General features: G+C 36.2%; 15 protein-coding genes. 1 reads left to right on the top strand and 14 read right to left on the bottom strand.

The window, feature by feature from the left end; genetic code table 11:
* Window positions 1–10: 10 nt before the first annotated feature.
* Together mgtE and pyk are read right to left on the bottom strand one after the other, a co-directional pair.
* Entirely contained in the window at window positions 11–1,480 is a 1,470-nt protein-coding gene (mgtE, locus tag H8S00_RS13425) for a magnesium transporter (RefSeq protein ID WP_021951914.1), read from the bottom strand.
* 313 nt (window positions 1,481–1,793) lie between these two features.
* The gene (gene pyk, locus H8S00_RS13420; protein ID WP_186840729.1) at window positions 1,794–3,215 is read right to left on the bottom strand and encodes a pyruvate kinase; all 1,422 of its coding nucleotides are present in this window, start codon (window positions 3,213–3,215) and stop codon (window positions 1,794–1,796) included.
* 172 nt (window positions 3,216–3,387) lie between these two features.
* Between pyk and H8S00_RS13415 the strand changes: the two genes are divergently transcribed.
* Window positions 3,388–3,876, top strand: a complete 489-nt coding sequence (locus H8S00_RS13415; RefSeq protein WP_186840728.1) for an HD domain-containing protein — start codon at window positions 3,388–3,390, stop codon at window positions 3,874–3,876.
* Window position 3,877: 1 nt separating this feature from the next.
* Here the strand turns inward: H8S00_RS13415 and H8S00_RS13410 are convergent, their stop codons facing one another.
* The 12 genes from H8S00_RS13410 to nadA all read right to left on the bottom strand — a co-directional run bounded on the left by H8S00_RS13410 (window position 3,878) and on the right by nadA (window position 18,374).
* The gene (locus tag H8S00_RS13410) at window positions 3,878–5,239 is read right to left on the bottom strand and encodes an anti sigma factor C-terminal domain-containing protein (protein WP_186840727.1); all 1,362 of its coding nucleotides are present in this window, start codon (window positions 5,237–5,239) and stop codon (window positions 3,878–3,880) included.
* Window positions 5,240–5,259: 20 nt separating this feature from the next.
* Window positions 5,260–6,066 (bottom strand): ABC transporter ATP-binding protein, encoded by an 807-nt coding sequence (locus tag H8S00_RS13405; RefSeq protein ID WP_186840726.1) that lies wholly within the window; start codon window positions 6,064–6,066, stop codon window positions 5,260–5,262.
* Window positions 6,066–7,001 carry an ABC transporter permease gene (locus tag H8S00_RS13400; RefSeq protein ID WP_186840725.1) on the bottom strand — a complete coding sequence of 312 codons (936 nt, stop codon included), beginning with the start codon at window positions 6,999–7,001 and terminating at the stop codon, window positions 6,066–6,068. The genes H8S00_RS13405 and H8S00_RS13400 overlap by 1 nt, the downstream gene beginning before the upstream one ends.
* Window positions 7,002–7,020: 19 nt before the next feature.
* The gene (locus H8S00_RS13395; protein WP_118589549.1) at window positions 7,021–8,019 is read right to left on the bottom strand and encodes an ABC transporter substrate-binding protein; all 999 of its coding nucleotides are present in this window, start codon (window positions 8,017–8,019) and stop codon (window positions 7,021–7,023) included.
* 453 nt (window positions 8,020–8,472) lie between these two features.
* Window positions 8,473–9,276: a Cof-type HAD-IIB family hydrolase gene (locus tag H8S00_RS13390; RefSeq protein WP_186840724.1), complete on the bottom strand. Its 804-nt coding sequence runs from the start codon at window positions 9,274–9,276 to the stop codon at window positions 8,473–8,475.
* 21 nt (window positions 9,277–9,297) lie between these two features.
* Complete coding sequence (locus tag H8S00_RS13385) at window positions 9,298–10,380, bottom strand: iron-containing alcohol dehydrogenase family protein (RefSeq protein ID WP_186840723.1); 1,083 nt, start codon at window positions 10,378–10,380, stop codon at window positions 9,298–9,300.
* Window positions 10,381–10,637: 257 nt separating this feature from the next.
* Window positions 10,638–11,591 (bottom strand): L-lactate dehydrogenase, encoded by a 954-nt coding sequence (locus H8S00_RS13380; RefSeq protein ID WP_186840722.1) that lies wholly within the window; start codon window positions 11,589–11,591, stop codon window positions 10,638–10,640.
* Between the two features lie 41 nt (window positions 11,592–11,632).
* The gene (locus H8S00_RS13375; protein WP_366459988.1) at window positions 11,633–13,150 is read right to left on the bottom strand and encodes a phospholipase D family protein; all 1,518 of its coding nucleotides are present in this window, start codon (window positions 13,148–13,150) and stop codon (window positions 11,633–11,635) included.
* 132 nt (window positions 13,151–13,282) lie between these two features.
* Complete coding sequence (locus tag H8S00_RS13370; protein WP_118589553.1) at window positions 13,283–14,578, bottom strand: O-acetylhomoserine aminocarboxypropyltransferase/cysteine synthase family protein; 1,296 nt, start codon at window positions 14,576–14,578, stop codon at window positions 13,283–13,285.
* A 502-nt stretch (window positions 14,579–15,080) separates the two neighbouring features.
* Window positions 15,081–16,013: a cysteine synthase A gene (gene cysK / locus H8S00_RS13365; RefSeq protein ID WP_118589554.1), complete on the bottom strand. Its 933-nt coding sequence runs from the start codon at window positions 16,011–16,013 to the stop codon at window positions 15,081–15,083.
* Between the two features lie 325 nt (window positions 16,014–16,338).
* Complete coding sequence (gene mnmA / locus H8S00_RS13360) at window positions 16,339–17,430, bottom strand: tRNA 2-thiouridine(34) synthase MnmA (RefSeq protein WP_021952916.1); 1,092 nt, start codon at window positions 17,428–17,430, stop codon at window positions 16,339–16,341.
* A 32-nt stretch (window positions 17,431–17,462) separates the two neighbouring features.
* Window positions 17,463–18,374, bottom strand: a complete 912-nt coding sequence (gene nadA / locus H8S00_RS13355; RefSeq protein WP_118589555.1) for a quinolinate synthase NadA — start codon at window positions 18,372–18,374, stop codon at window positions 17,463–17,465.
* Window positions 18,375–18,380: the final 6 nt, after the last annotated feature.

The raw sequence follows: 18,380 nt of genomic DNA, 5'->3' as shown, positions 1-18,380 counted from the left end.
TTGTTTTTTATTATAAATGTAATATGTTAATAAGGAAAACCCATGCAAGTCCGTAATATGTTACCGCAGCAACTAAATCGTTTACGGTAGAAATAAGAGGACCTGATGCAACTGCCGGGTCAAATCCGATTTTGTCAAGAATAATGGGAATAATAGCTCCTACAAAGCTTGATATTAACATAGCCAGTGCCAGTGCAACGCCGATACATCCTGAAATAGCAAAGGCATCCATAAACTGCTGTCCTCTGACAAGCCATATAAATACCCCTGTAAATATAAAGGAAATAGAACCTACTATAAGTCCGTTAAAGAAACCTACACGCATTTCCTTAAATACAAATCCCAGCATCTGCTTAAATTCCAGTTCTTCGTCCATTAAAACCCTGATAGTCACCGCAAGGGACTGGGTTCCAACATTACCGGACATACCAAGAATAACTGACTGGAATGTAACAATAATCGGAAGTCCCACTATAACCTTTTCAAACATACTTATAACTGTAGATACAATCATGCCAAGCATAAGCAATATGATAAGCCATGGAACTCTTTTTTTAAGACTCTGGGATAATGGTTCTTCTAATTCCTCCTCTGCAGCAAGACCTGCTAACTTAGCATAGTCCTCACCCATTTCTTCATCTACCACTTCTACCAAATCCTGAGAAGTAATAACACCTAAAATGTGATTGTCTTTATCCAATACCGGAATGGAATCCTCTGAGTAATCCTTTAATTCTTCAATACAGTCATCTACTGTTTCATGGTCATACACAAAAGGATATGAAGTGATAACTAATGATTCTAGTTCTACATATTCCCTTGCAACAATTAAGTCTTTTAAATCAATGGCTCCATAAAAGGTTCCATCTTCTTTTTTAACATATAACGTAGAAATGTTGTCATTGTCAGCAGCCTGTTCTACTAAACGTTTCATTGCCTGCTTTATGGTAAGGTCTAAGGATAAGCTAACATAATTGGTAGTCATCTTACTACCGATTTCATCTTCGTCATAGGACTGAATAAGATCAATATCCTTTTGTGCCTCTTTATCCATTAACTGGAGAAGCTCCTCACTTTTTTCTTCCTCTAATTCATCTAAGATATCAACGGCATCATCCGGCTCCATGGCCTCAAGAATATCTGCCGCTGTTTCATTATCTAATTCTTCAATGAACTCTTCCGGATCATCTAAATAAGCAAAAATTTCAGATACCCTGTCAAGACCTAAAAGGGCATATAATCTTCTACGCTCATTTACATCTAAGTCTTCTAAAACCGATGCTATATCATTTTCATGATAATCGTTTAACTTCTCTTTCTTAACATAAGCCGGTTCATTGCCTCGTATTATATCTATAATTTCAGCTTCATAATCGGCTTTTTCAGGGATTTCATATTCCTGTGTTTCTATATTATTCTCTGTGCCTGACTCTTCTGTATCCTGTGGCTTTTTTTCTTCAAATTCTTTATTTTCTTCCATCATATACCTCCTTTCACATAAACAGAAAGTAAAGAATCCGCTACATAAAAATATAGCGGACTGTATATGTAAGAAGCTTGTATATGAATTTATGCACTTTAAGAACGAAACGGATGATGTGCATCAGTTTCGTCTATAGTATATTCATTATGCAAACTTCGCCCACAACTGTCACAACTATCCATCTGGTTCTCCTTCCATTTTATTATAAAAAATCGAAATAAAAACTTATGGCTAAAATAACCATAAGTTCTTATTAATTTATATATTTACTTTATCATTTTTTTTAGACAAATTCAACTGAAATATAAAATTATTCCACAGTGTGAACCTTTATCATATTAGTAGTTCCTGACTTTCCAAGAGGCACTCCTGATGTAATAACCACAATGTCATCCTTTTCCACTAAATGCTTTTCCTTTGCCACTTCCACAGCATAGTCAAACAGTTCCAGCACATCACCTTTTTCCTTAATAAGCACTGGTGTAACTCCCCAGGACATATTAAGCTGGCGGCATACTTTTTCACTTGTGCTTCCCGCGGTAATCATACAGTCCGGTCTGAATCTTGATAACATTCTTGCAGACCTTCCTGATTTAGTTACCGTAAGAATTGACTTTGCCCCAAGGTCATAAGCTGTAGTACATGTAGCATGACATACTGCCTGGGTAATATCACTTCCTTCACTTCTTTTCATATCAAAGAAACGCTGTTTGTAATTTATGTCCATTTCAGTACGTTCAGCGATTTTCGCCATGGTTTCAACGGCTTCCACCGGATATTTCCCTGCTGCTGTCTCTCCTGAAAGCATAATGGCACTGGTTCCATCGTAAATTGCATTTGCCACATCTGTGGTTTCTGCTCTTGTAGGACGAGGATTATTCATCATGGAATCCAGCATCTGAGTTGCAGTAATAACCTGTTTTCCTGCCTCATATACCTTTTTAATAATCATTTTCTGAATAATAGGAACTTCTTCCTCCGGAAGTTCAACTCCCATGTCTCCTCTGGCTACCATAATGGCATCTGCCTCATCTATAATGGAGTCTACATTTAAAATACCTTCACTATTTTCTATTTTTGCTATAATGTTGATGTTTTCCCCACCGTTTTCATCAAGAATTTTTCTTACGGCTTTTACATCTTCAGCTGTTCTTACAAAGGATGCGGCAATATAATCAACATCCTGCTGTATTCCAAATATAATGTCACTTTTATCCTGTTTACTCATATACTCCATGTTAATATGAATATCAGGAACATTAACCCCTTTTCTGTTAGAAATTTTACCATCATTTTTTACTTCACAGACAATATCCGTTCCACTAATTTCCTTAACCTCTAACTTTACAAGACCATCATCAATAAGAATAATTGAGCCTATATTTACGTCTTTATATAAATCAGGAAATGTAATATTGACATGGTTTTCATCTCCCTTAACCTGTCTGTCTCCCACAAGGGTAAATTTCTGACCTGTATGAACAAAAATGGAATCATTTTCAAATATTCCTGTTCTTATTTCCGGTCCCTTTGTATCTAACAAAATGGCAACAGGCTTGTCACATTTCTTTCTGATTTCCTTTACCTTATCCATTCTTTTCTTATGTTCTTCGTGAGAACCATGGGAAAAGTTACATCTTGCCACATTCATTCCTACATTAATTAACTTTTCAAGTACACCATCAACGTCTGTTGACGGACCAAGAGTACATACTATCTTTGTCTTTCTCATTCTAATTTTCTCCTTTTACTTACCTACTACCATATTTCTATCAAACCACACTTATAATAACAATATATGAAATTATATACAAGTTAATTTTTGTTAAAGATTTTTAATATACATTTAACACTTTTAGGGGTATAATAACATTTAGATGTTTTGAAAGGATGTTACTAGTATAATGCAAAATTCAAATATTATTAGTACAGATAATTTAAGGGAGGATTTCACCTTGAAAATCACTCCCATAATAAAAAATGAAAAAGTAAAACGAATGGATAAATATATACAACATGGCAACACCAGCACCCTAGAGCACTGTATTGCAGTTTCTTACATAAGTTACTGCATTGCAAGAAAATTCCATATCCGCTGTGATTATAACAGTCTTTTAAGAGGTTCTCTTTTACATGATTACTTTTTGTATGACTGGCATGACAAGGATGCTGCACACAAATGGCACGGTTTCCACCACGCAGCTGTAGCCCTGAAAAATGCCTCTAAGGATTTTGAACTCACTGACATTGAAATGGACATTATAGCAAAGCACATGTTTCCCCTTAATATTAAACTTCCAAGATATAAGGAAAGTTACATTGTAAGCCTTGCCGACAAAATATGTTCATCCTATGAGGTAATATGTAAGCGTGCATGCTACCGTTTTGAGTAAATTACTCATATTCCGTACCGCTATATATGCTGTTGGTAGGGTCTATGTTGCTGTTTATAAGGCTGTACATTAGATCTTCGTCTTCATCTGCATCAGATATGCTTGTTACATATCCACTTAAACCACTACACATATCTTCTAAATCCTCCTTTTCCCCTGTAAGGGCTAATGCATAGTATTTAGTTTCACCTTTATCCACCATATTTTTAATTTTTTTATAAAATTCCTCATATTCCGGATGTCCCAAAAAATTCAACACTTCAGGATGCTTTATCATAAAATCTAACCTTTCGGAAAAGCTGTCCTTTACGGTTTTCACATCTAATTCAGGACCTTCATCATAAACATAGCCATTTGCACTTCTATATATGAAGAAATTCTTTCCATTGTAAAAATATCCGTTACCTTTAAGAGTTAATCCGTCAACAGAATACATATTTGTATATCCCAAAGTCATTTCCTTTATGCTTCCCATACTTGACTGATCAATTCCTAAATATATACCTATTGGTGGATACTTGTCATTAATTTCATAAGGATAAACCCCCACCCATTTTATACATGTATTATCCTGATAATAATTTTCTTCAAGAAGTTTTTTAAGCTGCGTATCCCCTATCAGCTTATTAAGAGAGATAAAAATATTATAAATCTTATTCTTTTTCATTTTCTTCAAGGTTGCCTTAAGATTGCCGTAATCTTCATCATCCTCGTTTATGGACATAATCTCTCCATCATCTAAATAACTCCGAAATTCCGGTTTTTCAACTGTAAGAGCTTTTTCTAAGGTAATCCCCACATAAGGCTGAATATTTTTCGTTATACGATAATAATACTGGCCCTTTTTATTATCAATTTCTCCTAAATTTTCAAAATAAGGAATGTACTGTCCTTTATTGTGAAACTGAAAAAGAGTCTCATATCCTAACTGGGCATCTGTTTTTTCTGAATACAGGGTCTTGCTGTCAATATTCCATTTGCTGTAAGGATAGTTTTCCTGAGCCTTTTCCTTTTTTACATATTTAACCATAGGGTCAATTTTTATAACATATACTGCTATTGTCGTAACAATCATAGCTGCCATTATACAAGACAAAACCACAAAGGGAACATTAATTTTCTTATGTTCCCCTGTGGTTTCATCTATATTCTCATTATTTGATTTCTTACTTTCCGGCTCCTCCCGACTGTCATTTATTGTAACAACATCATCTTCAATAGACTTTTTATTCTCTGATTCATAGCCTTCATGGATGTTTTCCTTTGCTTCTTTACGTCTTTTTAACTCACTTTCCACAAATTCCTGTTCTTCTTTTGTTACCTGTCCCCAGTTATACTTTTCATAAAGCTCCTTAAAATCCATATGTCCCTCTCTTTTATCCTTTAGTCCCTAGACAACAATATTCTGTCATTATCAAATTCTTTCTGTTTCTTTGCAGAATACATTTTTATCATATCATCTATGGTCATATTTTCTCTCTCTTTGCCGGATAAATCAAGTATAATTTCCCCTGAGTCAAGCATTATGGTTCTTGAGCCTGTATTTAATGACTGATTTAGATTATGGGTAATCATCATAGTGGTAATATTATTTTCTGACACAATCTGCTTTGTTATTTCCATTACCCTTTTAGCCGTTGCCGGGTCAAGGGCTGCGGTATGCTCATCTAAAAGCAAAAGTTTTGGAATTGAAAGGGTACACATTAAAAGAGTAACCACCTGTCTCTGACCACCTGACAAAAGCCCGATTTTAGTTTTCATTCTGTCTTCTATGCCCATATTGTATCTTGCCAGATTTTCCCTGAAAAACTCAGCCTTTTTCTTTGTTAATGCTCTTGAAAAAGGTAATGAATGTTTTTGCGATCTTGTATAGGCTAACGCGAGATTTTCTTCAATAGTCATGTTAGGTGCCGTTCCTCTCATGGGGTCCTGAAAAACACGACCTATCATTTTTGCCCTGGCATGCTCACTTTTATATGTAATTTCTTCATTATCCAAAAATATATGTCCTGAATCCACAAGGAAGCTACCGCAAATTGCATTAAAAAGTGTACTTTTTCCTGCTCCGTTTGAGCCTACAACTGTAACAAATTCCCCATCCTCCAATGAAAGGGACATATTTTTTATGGCAACGTGTTCATTAACTGTTCCTTTGGCAAAAACCTTTGAAATATTCTTTACTTCTAACATTACATCTCCGCCTTTCTGCTTCTCTTTTCCGCAATTTTTTCCTTTATTGCAGGAATTGCAAGAGTAATGGCAACAATAAGTGCACATGTAAGCTTCATAAGATTTGCGCTTTTATCACCAAATAAATTCTGTCTTATAACAAATGCCACTATAAGCTTGTATATAACAGAACCTGTAACTGCTGAAATAACTCCTATGGCAGCGCCTCTTTTTCCAAATATTGCCTCACCAATAATTACTGCTGCTAATCCATAAATAAGAGTACCGTTAGAAGTATTTATGTCTGAATATCCAACGCTTTGTGATGCCATGGCTCCTGATAAACCAATTAATGCATTGGCAATCATAAGACCTATGATTTTGGTTATGTCAACATTTATTGATGATGCTCTTACCATATCAGGATTATCTCCTGTGGCTCTTATGCAAAGTCCCATATGGGTTTTAAAGAACCAGATAATTACAGCTATAACCAACACAACAATAATAAAACTTACCACAGCTTTTAACATACTTGTGTTAAACTGACCTGTTATTCCAAGCAATTCCTTTATTTTATCAAATATTGTTATTTTGCCGTAACTTAAGTTAGTTGTGGCTCCCTTGTCTGTTAATGAATAGCATACAAGATTAATGGAATATAATGCACTCATGGTTATTATTCCTGCTAATACCGGATGAACACTAAGCTTTGTCTGTAAACACCCCGTAATAAATCCTGCCAATGCACCGGCAACTATTCCTGCTAAAAGTGCCAGTGCCGGGTGTCCGTTTAAAGACACCAGCACCGATATAACTGCTCCAAAGCCGAAACTTCCTTCAGTTGTTAAATCCGGAATATCCAATATTCTAAGTGAAATATATATACCCATTGCCAGCAATCCATATATAAAGCAATCCGGCAGATTGGTTAAATAATATTGTAATTCTATCATTACTAAATCTCCTCATCCATTACTGAATTTCGTTAATATCATACTTTGTTTTAATCTGGTCTTTTGTAATACCAAGAGCTTTCATGGCATTGGTGTTTACTGAGCAATAATCAATTCCAACTACCTGTGAAGGAATATCTTTAACTTTCTTTCCGTCAAAGTAATCCATTGCCATATCTACTGTTTTTTTGCCAATTCCCTTATCGTCAATGGCAAGGGTTGCAAAACATCCTGAGGCAACTGTTGTAGCTGATGAACAATATGTTGGGATTTTCTTTTCATTGCAAATTTCTGCTAACTTTGTAACTCCGTCCTGAATAATTGAATCATTTGGTACGAAAATGGCATCTACACCTTCATTTATAAGAGCATTGGCTGCTGTTTCAATATCACTTGATGTAGGTGCTGTTTTTTCAACATATTCAATGTTCTTTGATTTTAAATATTCCTCAACCTGCTTAATTGTGTTTGTTGCATTGTCTTCATTGCCACTGTAAATAAGTCCGTATTTTTTAGCCGGTGTTGTATTTTGTGCTAAATCAATAATGTCTGATACCGGAATGGCATTTGATGTACCTGTGGCGTTTTTATCAGGACTATCCATATCTGATAAAACTCCTGCTGCAACCGGTGCTGAAACTGCACAGAAGAAAACCGGTGTGTCTGATTCTAAATTAACAAATGCCTGGGTAGGTGGTGTTGCAATGGTAAATACCATGTCATATGTTCCGTCTGTCATGTTATTGGCAATAGTTGAAAGGGTTGTAGCATCACCTGATGCACACTGATAATCAATTGTAGCTGTATCACTTGTGTATCCCTTGCTTGCTAACTCTTCTATGATTCCCTCTTTCATATCAGTAAAGGCACCATTTTCCACCATGGTTACGATACCGATTTTTTTCTTGTCTGCCTTTTGTGAGGCATCAGCTGATTTGTCATTGCTTCCGCAGCCTGTAAAAATTGTTGCTGCCATAGCGGTTGTTAATAAAATACTTAATACTCTTCCTTTTCTCATGTTCTTATCTCCTTATAAAAAAATATTTATTAACAGATAACCACCTATGTCATATAAGCTTAAGGAATTTTATACAATAAAAAAGTCCCTGACAGTAGGATTACTCTACTATCAAGGACGGATATTCATAAAATCATATTCCGCGGTGCCACCTTGATTCGCAATAAAAAATGCGCTCTCAACGGGTACTAACATACCCTGTGCAACTAACGTATGCCTTCACGTCACAAAATACTAACATAAATGCTTTGTTCTATGCCCTCTGCGGTCCATTTAGTAAGCTGCGTTCTGCAGGTTCTCAGCCTCCCTGCTCTCTGTAAGTGCACGATTTACTTTTATCTCCGCATCAACGGTTTCAATGGTCATCTTTAATTATGCGGCAATTATATCTCACATAATATTTCTCGTCAATATAAAATTTTATAGTCTTATAATAAACTTAAATTTATAAACCTAAAATACAAACTTTTCTACCACTTTGGCAATTCCATCTTCATTATTTGAATCTGTCACATAATCTGCCACCTGTTTTACTTCATCTACGGCATTTTCCATTGCCACACCTATGCCGGCATATTCAACCATGGAAATATCATTATAACCGTCACCACAGGCTATGGTATTCTCCTTTCTTATTTTAAGTTTATTTATAAGAACCTCTATGGATGCCGCCTTATCAATTCCTTTAGGCATAATTTCAATAAAATAATCTGCCGAACGGCTGATGCTTAATTGATTTTTGTACTTCCCGGCTAAGATCTGTTCATGTTTTGTGGCAATTTCCGGTGGTGCAGTCATTAACAGCTTATTGGGATTATATGTTACATATTCCTCCATATCCGTTTCATAAACAGGTATTTTATTTATAAAGGATTCCGTTTCAATGTATTTGTCCATTCTTGTTCCAACAATAATCCGTTTATCATCGTAGGTTATAAGCCCAATATCATTTTCTTTAGCATATTTTAACAATGGACTTATATACTTTCTGTCTAACACCTGTTCAAACACAACCTCGTTGGTTTTCGCATTTATAATTTTTCCACCGTTAAATGCCATAATATAGCCTCCGAATTTTTCCAGTTCCACAGCTTTTGCCACAGGTAAAATTCCGGGAGTTGGTCTTCCCGATGCCAAAACAACTATATGCCCTGCCTTTTGCATTTCTAAAAGTGCCTTTTGGGTAAGGGGCGTAACCTTCTTTTCATCGTTAGTTAATGTTCCATCTAAATCTAAAAAAATTATCTTTTTATCCATAAAATCCTCTTTAGTGTAGTTTTATTTTAATGATTCAAGCTTTCTCATGGCTTCTGACAGCATTTCCCCAGTAATAACATATGGATTATGCTCAATGTCCTTCATTACAACTGCTCCTTTTGCCAAATCATCTATCTGACTTTTTTCAAATTCCAAGTCCTCTAAACATGTAGGAAGTCCAACGGATTTATTGAAATTATATACTCTTTCAAAATCTTCCGTGTTTTGGTCTACCAGTAAAAGATTTAGCACTCCGTAACTTACCACCTCCCCATGAAGATGTTTTTTTTCAATATGAGGATATGATGTCATGGAATAAAATATTGCATGTGCCAATCCTGAATTGTAATGTACCGTATGCTCTGCAGTAAGATAAATAGATGCCAATGCAGTTGATACAATTATAGCCAAAACTACCTGCTCGTAGGCTTTTGACAGCTGATTATTACGGTTTGATTCCATTGCCTCTTTTCCGTACTCCATAATAGGCTCGTAACACATTTTGCTGTTATTTACCCCCATGGCAAAATAATGAGGAAGTACTTCTCCCTTTGAAGACATAACTGCCTCAAAATATTTGGCATAGGTATCTCCCATACCTGCCCATAAATATTTTTCCGGAGAATTAACGGTTATTTCCGTGTTAATAAATGCATGTACCGGCGGTGCAGGATAAAAGAAAGGCTCCTTAAAACGTCCGTCAGGATAATACATTATGGATACGCTGGTGCAAGCAGAGCAGTTAGAAGCAATAGTTGGAAAAGAAAATACCGGCTTGTTAATTTTTACTCCAAGGCACTTTCCTGTATCCGTGGATTTTCCTCCTCCAATGGCAAAAATCATATCTGCCTTTATAACTGCCGGATTTTCCATTAGCTTTTCTACATTCTCGTATGTTGCCTCTCCTCCATACCATAAAAAATCAATTATTTCCATGGAAGAATCTTTTATGGCTTCTAATATTTTGTCTTTAGCGGCAGCTAAGGCTTTATGTCCTCCTATTGCAACTATTTTATTTCCATATTTACCACATATCTCAGGTATTTCTTTATAAACGTCCTTTCCAATAGAATAACTTGGAAGATGTATGCTGTAATTTTCCATTTGGTTTTCTCCTTGATTATGTATTGCCCCCTCCCTTCGGTCAGCGGCATTTCGTCGAAAACATCCTTATAAATGAACTTCGTTCATTTGGTTTTCTCCTTGATTGTGTATTGCCCCCTCCCTTCGGTCAGCGGCATTTCGTCGAAAACATCCTTATAAATGAACTTCGTTCATTTGGTTTTCTCCTTGATTGTGTATTGCCCCCTCCCTTCGGTCAGCGGCATTTCGTCGAAAACATCCTTATAAATGAACTTCGTTCATTTGGTTTTCTCCTCTAATTTTATATGTTCTCTTATAACATCACATGAAGAAGCGAACAGCTTATTTTCCTCTTCTGTCAATTTTAACTCAATTATTTCTTCAATTCCGTTCCGTCCTATAATACAGGGAACACCGGCATTTACATTATTTTGACCATATTCTCCCTCTAACAATACTGATGCCGGAAGGACTCTGTGTTCGTTAGTTAGCACCGCCTTTGCCATATCTGCTAAGGCTGCTCCTATTCCAAATTCCGTGGAACCTTTTCCGTTAATTATGTCCATGCCTCTCATATGGGTGCATTCAGTAACCTTCTCTTCACTAAAATCTATGCACCGGTCACCATGTTCTTTAACGAATTTGTCATAAGCATCTCCATTAATTGTAAGGTGTGAAAAAGGTACCATAGAGGAGTCCCCATGTTCTCCCATTGCAAATCCAATTACACTGTGGGGGTCCACCTTGCACAAATCTGCCACTGTCCGCCTTGTTCTGGCAGTATCTAGTGACGTTCCCGTGCCAAACACCCTGTTTTTAGGAAGTCCTGTATGCTTTCTTACATAGTAGGCAATTATATCCGCAGGATTTGTTATTGTGATAATTATTCCCTTTATGTCTGTTTTATTTAAATTATCCACAACATCCTTTATACATTCAATTGATGCCCCTAATGTGTCAAGCCTGGTTTGTCCCGGAAGCCTTGGCACCCCTGCACTGATAACAATAATATCTGCATCTTCGCAGTCCCTGTAATCTCCCGTTCTGATAATCGGAGCTGATGGCAAAAAGCATACACTGTCTGCTAAATCCATTGCCTGACTTTTAGCCTTGACTTCATCCTTATCTATAAAAACTATTTCATCACAAATGTTTTGAAAGGACAGTGCCGCTGCACAGTGGGTTCCTACGTGACCTGCACCGATAATCACTATTTTTCTGTTGTATAACATAGTACCATCTCCTTTATATTTTCCCATTATACCTATTTTTTCTAGAAAAGAAATCTTAATGCGTTAAATATCCAGCCTAGATATTTATGCAGATTTTCTTTTTTCCCTGATATTTCCTTCATTTTCATTCCCTTAGGCAAATCCTTGTACTCACTAAGATTTTTTACTGTAGCTGCCTTTTCTTCGTATAAAAGCATATTATTTTTTAACTGCTTTGTAACTTCCCTGCTGTTAATGGCAAGCATTAATTCAGTGTCAATATAAGCACTTCTCATATCCATGTTAAATGAGCCTACTATTGCCATATCATCATCTATTGTCATGCTTTTTCCGTGATAGGAAATTCCTCCCTCATATTCCTTTATGGTCATTTTAGTGTCTATTATTTTTTCTTTGTTGCTCATGTAATCTATGGCACCAAAAAGATTTCCGTTATTTTCAGCAGAATTAAACATTATTGTGGTTTTATCCCCTATTTTAGACAAACCTTCATACATATAATCATCACATATAATGTAAGGAGTATGTATTTTAACTTCAGATTTTGCATTTTCAGCTAATTTCATTAAAGTGTAAAATACCACCGGCTCCTTTGAATATATTGTGGTTGGATTACTTATAAGGGTTATTTTATTAGTTTCATAAGTATTTTTTTCATAATTATACTCACTGCTTAAAAACTTATCATATTTTTCAGAGAGCGTTGTATAACGCTCCTTTAAGTAATCTCCTGCTTCCTTCACCTTTTTCTTTTTTGCTATTTTAGTGCTATTGTGAAATACACTGCAGCATTTTAATGAAGTAATATCCTTATAATATTTCTTTATCTGATATATGGAGCTGTCACTTTTTTCCTTCTTGTATTCAGTATTATATACTAAAACATCCCTGTCGTAATTTTTGTGTCCCTTATAGTCTCCAAGAAAATACCCAAATGTGTTCCGACCTCCAAGCATATACGCCTTATTGTCAGAAATCAGGTATTTATCGTGCATTCTCCCCAATCCCTTCCATGGAGTCAAAAGATTTATTTTGTTGTAAATAATGATTTTGATGTTAGGGTTAGAGCTTAAAGCATAGAAATAATTATTTCTCTCCATTCTAAGTTCTGAATTAAAGCCGTCAGCAAAAATTTCCACCTTAACTCCTCTGTTTGCCGCATCAAGAAGAGCTGACAGCATATCTTTTCCTGCCTCATCACTTCTAAAATCAAAGGTTGACATAACAATGTTATTTTTTGCATCCTTAATAAGCTTCAAACGCATTTTCAGGGCTTCTTCGTTGTCCTCAATAATTACTGCCCTGTCAACGCCCTTCTTATCGCTGTAAAAATTAGTATTTTCCACCTTTTTTTCAGTATCTTTAGTTATATTATTATGGATTAAGAACGGAGCAATGCCACCAATTACCAAATACACAATAAACAAAAGAAATACCACTGCAAAGGTTCTTATAACCCTTCTTACCTTGAATTTCTTTTTCTTTCTTTTTTGCCTGAAAACAGAATAAATGATACTTAATATTATTAAAATAAGTACAATAAAAATCCCTTTAACCACTTAAATCACCTTTTTTATTTTTAATGTTATCTGTACCATTATAATGCCTTTAGTGAATAATTAAAATACATTTTTCCATAGAAAAAAAACAGCGACATTTGCCACTGTTGTTTTTTTATTATGATAATTATATTATTTTCCTTCTACAGCCTTAAATGCTTCATCTAAATCTTCAATAATATCATCAATGTTTTCTGTACCAATTGAAAGTCTGATGGTATTTGGATTAATGTTCTGTTCTGCTAACTCCTCAGCTGTGCACTGGCTATGTGTTGTTGTTGCAGGATGAATAACTAATGACTTAACATCTGCAACGTTTGCAAGTAATGAGAACAGCTGTAAGTTATCAATAAACTTATGAGCTTCTTCCTGTCCGCCCTTGATGTCAAATGTAAAGATACTTGCACCGCCATTTGGGAAATATCTTTCGTAAAGTGCATGGTCAGGATGATCAGGTAATGATGGATGATTTACCTTTTCAACTAACGGATGATTTGATAAATATTCAACTACCTTCTTTGTATTTTCATTATGACGCTCAATTCTAAGAGATAATGTTTCTGTTCCCTGAAGTAATAAGAAAGCATTAAATGGTGAAATTGTTGCACCTGTATCTCTAAGTAAAATTGCTCTGATATATGTTGCAAATGCTGCAGGGCCTGCTGCCTCTGTAAACTTAACTCCATGATAGCTTGGGTTTGGCTCTGAAATTCCAGGATATCTGCCACTTGCAGCCCAGTCAAATGTACCGCCATCAACGATTACGCCACCAAGTGATGTACCATGTCCACCAATAAACTTAGTTGCTGAATGAACAACAATGTCTGCACCATGCTCAATTGGACGGATAAGGTATGGTGTACCAAATGTGTTATCCACTACTACAGGAAGTCCGTGCTTATGTGCGATTTCTGCAATGGCATCAATGTCAGGAATATCACTGTTAGGATTTCCTAATGTTTCAAGGTAAATTGCCTTTGTATTATCCTGAATTGCGCCTTCAACTTCTTCTAAGTTATGGGCATCTACAAATGTAGCTGTAATGCCATAGTTTGGTAATGTGTGAGCTAAAAGGTTTGATGTTCCACCGTAAATTGTCTTCTGGGCAACAATGTGTTCTCCGGCACCTGCTAATGCCTGAATTGTGTATGTAATTGCTGCTGCTCCTGATGCTACGGCTAAACCTGCAACACCACCTTCAAGCTTTGCGATTCTTTCTTCAAACACACCCTGAGTTGAGTTTGTTAATCTTCCGTAAATGTTTCCTGCGTCAGCTAATCCAAATCTTGCTGCTGCATGCTCTGAATTTCTAAACACATATGATGTTGTCTGGTAAATTGGAACTGCTCTTGCATCTGTTGCCGGATCCGGCTGTTCCTGTCCTACGTGTAACTGTAATGTTTCAAATTTATAATTTCTGTTGCTCATATTTATTCTCCTTCGATTTGTTTTTAGCTTATCTACACGTCTCTCAAAGACGTGCAGTTCGATTTCGCTTCGCTACCTTAGCATTTATCTACACGTCTCTCAAAGACGTGCAGTTCGATTTCGCTTCGCTACATCTCACTGTCGGGCTACGCCCTATATCAACCAAAAATCATTTTCGCTTACAAAAGCAAGCTTTTGACGCTTAATGATTTTATTTTTTCGATTATTCGTCTTTCAAAGACGTGCAGTTCGATTTCGCTTCGCTACATCTCACTGTCGGGCTACGCCCTATATCAACCAAAAATCATTTTCGCTTACAAAAGCAAGCTTTTGACGCTTAATGATTTTATTTTTTCGATTATTCGTCTTTCAAAGACGTGCAGTTCGATTTCGCTTTGCTTCATCTCACTGTCGGGCTGCGCCCTATATCAACCAAAAATCATTTTTGCTTACAAAAGCAAGCTTTTGACGCTTAATGATTTTTGGTGATGCACGTCTTTGCTTACGCAAAGAGTGCTGTGCTGTAGTATCTGTCTCCTGAGTCAGGTAATAATGCTACGATTACTTTTCCTTTGTTTTCAGGTCTCTTTGCTAATTCTTTTGCTGCGTATAATGCTGCTCCTGATGAAATTCCTACTAATACGCCTTCTGTTTTTGCAATGTTCTTCCCTTCTGCAAATGCGTCTTCGTTTGATACAGGAAATACTTCATCATATATCTTTGTATTTAAAACTTCCGGTACAAATCCGGCGCCAATACCCTGAATCTTGTGAGCTCCTGCTTTTCCTTCTGATAATACAGGGCTTGTTTGTGGTTCAACAGCTACAACCTTTACGTCAGGATTCTTTGACTTTAAGTATTCACCAACACCTGTAATTGTTCCGCCTGTACCAACACCGGCTACAAAAATATCAACCTTCCCATCTGTATCTTCCCAGATTTCAGGACCTGTTGTAAGTCTGTGTGCCTTTGGATTTGACGGATTTACAAACTGTCCTACAATTACTGAACCCGGTGTGTTTTCATGAATTTCTTCTGCCTTTGCAATGGCTCCCTTCATTCCCTTAGTTCCATCTGTAAGTACAATTTCTGCTCCATAGGCCTTGATAATGTTTCTTCTCTCAACACTCATTGTCTCCGGAATAGTAATTACTACTTTATATCCCTTTGCTGCTGCTATAGCTGCAATTCCGATTCCTGTATTTCCTGATGTTGGTTCAATAAGTGTTGCTCCCGGCTCAATCTCTCCACTTTCCTCTAAATCTAAAATCATCTGAAGAGCAATTCTGTCTTTAACGCTTCCTGCCGGATTGAAATATTCAAGCTTTGCTAAAATAGTAGCATCCGTTGCTCCAACACTTTCCTGATATTTTGTCACCTCTAATAATGGTGTATTTCCAACTAATTCTGCTGCACTTTTATTTATTTTTGCCATTTTTATATCCTCCAATAATTTAATAAGACTATTTACACATTCGATTTTTACCAATCACTTCTTCTTTACTAACCATCATGGAACAACAGTATGTCTTTCGCATGTTGTAATTATAAGCTGTCTTTGTCTTATTCATTATTCAAATCTCCTTTTCATTTATTCCCTATCTGTTTTGTAGGATATAAAGATATTATCATTTAATTCCTACATTGTCAATAGGATTTTTATATTTTTTTAAAAAATTTATATTTCATATATGTTTAGTATGTTTTAGTGTAAAAATAAAGCTTCTTTCGCCTGTTTTACGGCAAAAAGAAGCTTTATTTTAATTTTCATTTACATCTGTTTTTATAATGGTTCCACCACCAAGAACTGCATCTCCATCGTACAAAACAACGGACTGTCCCTTGGTTATAGCCCTGATTGCTTCATCAAATACAACCTTAACATCTCCATTTTCAAGTACCGATGCCGTACCCTTTGTAAGAGGCTGATGGTATCTTGTTCTTCCGCTTACCTTTACCGGCTCCTTAGGACTTTCCCCGGAAATCCAGTTAAAATCTGTAGCTATAAGTTCATTGGTATATAAATCCTTGTTTCTTCCAACAACAACTTCATTCGTTTCCGGTCTGATTTCCAAAACATAATGCTTTCCTTCCCGTTTTACATTAATGCCTTTTCTCTGACCTACTGTATATCTGTAATATCCGTTGTGTTTTCCTATGACTTTCCCGTTAACATCCAAAAAATTACCGGGACCTATTTTCTTATGGGAATACTGCTCTATAAACTTCTTATGATTTCCATCAGGAATAAAACATATATCCTGGCTGTCATGCTTTGCAGCATTTACCAGATGATGTTTTTCCGCAATCTCCCTTATTTCATCCTTTGTATACTCTCCAAGAGGAAAAATAGTATGTGCCAGCTGTTCCTGAGTCATATGGTACAATACATAGCTTTGATCCTTTGTATCATCAATTCCCTTAAGAAGCTGGTACTTTCCGGTGTTTTCATCAAACTTAACCCGGGCGTAATGTCCCGTAACTATAACATCACATCCTAATGCCTCTGCACGTCTGTACAACTCTGTAAATTTTAAATACCTGTTACAGTCAATACATGGATTAGGTGTCATTCCACATTTATAGCAATTGACAAATTTGTCAATAACCATTTCTTTAAATTCTGCCTTAAAGTTAAAAACGTAGTATGGTATTCCAACGTTAAATGCAACACTTCTTGCATCTTCAATATCACTTAATGAACAACAGGTTTTCTCTCTTGACATATTAATATCTTCATTGTCATAAAGCTTCATGGTAACACCTATTGTGTCATATCCGTTTTCCTTCATAAAAACCGCAGCAACACTGCTGTCTACGCCGCCGCTCATTGCAACTAAAGCCTTCTTCATTATCGTCATCTCCATCCACTAATAAAAGATAATTAACCAAGTTCTATCATTTTGTCAATACATGCCTTTGCCTTTAATCTTGTATCTTCATCAAGATTAATTTCCTCGCCACCAATTCCCTTGCAACAGTTAAGCACGTCTGTAAGGGTTGTTGCCTTCATGTTATGACAAATGCAGTCCTTTGACAACGGATGGAAAATCTTATCAGGACATTCCATCTGTAAATGGGTTACAATACTGTTTTCAGTTCCAATAATAAATTCCTTTGCCTGGCTGTTTTTGGCATAGCTCATAATTCCTGTAGTTGAACCTGCGTAATCTGACAATTCTACCACTTCCGGCTTACATTCAGGATGAACTAATACTAAAGCATCCGGCCATTTTTCCTTTGCACGTTTAACATCCTCTGAACCCATTCTTGCATGAGTCGGGCAGCCTCCGTTTAACAGCTTAAAGGTTTTCTCCGGTAGCTGCTGTGCTACCCACGCACCTAAATTGCAGTCAGGTATAAATAAGATTTTATCATTTTCTATTTTTTTGCAAATATTCACTGCTGATGAAGATGTAACGCAAACATCACAAATAGTCTTAAGGGAACTTGTTGTGTTAATATATGCCACCACAGTATAATCCGGATAGGATTTCTTAACCTGTTCAATTAAATCCTTGTCCATCATTTCTGCCATGGGACAGCCTGCGTCTGCATTTGACAGTATTACCTTTTTATCCGGTGAAAGAATCTTCACTGTTTCAGCCATAAATCTGACGCCGCACATAATTACTGTCTTAGCACTGGTCTTTGCAGCCTCTACTGAAAGCCCGAAGCTGTCTCCGGTAAAATCTGCCACCTCTAAAATCTCAGGATTCTGATAACAATGGGCTAAAATGCAAATATCCTTTTCCTTTTTTAACTTTAAAATTTCTTCCTGTAAATCTTTTATCATAAATTC

The sequence above is a fragment of the Eubacterium segne genome (assembly GCF_014287775.1).
Classification (GTDB): Bacteria; Bacillota; Clostridia; order Lachnospirales; family Lachnospiraceae; genus Eubacterium_G; species Eubacterium_G segne.
The sequence above is the reverse complement of the archived record's forward strand: the minus strand, read 5'-3'. Positions and strand labels throughout refer to the sequence as shown.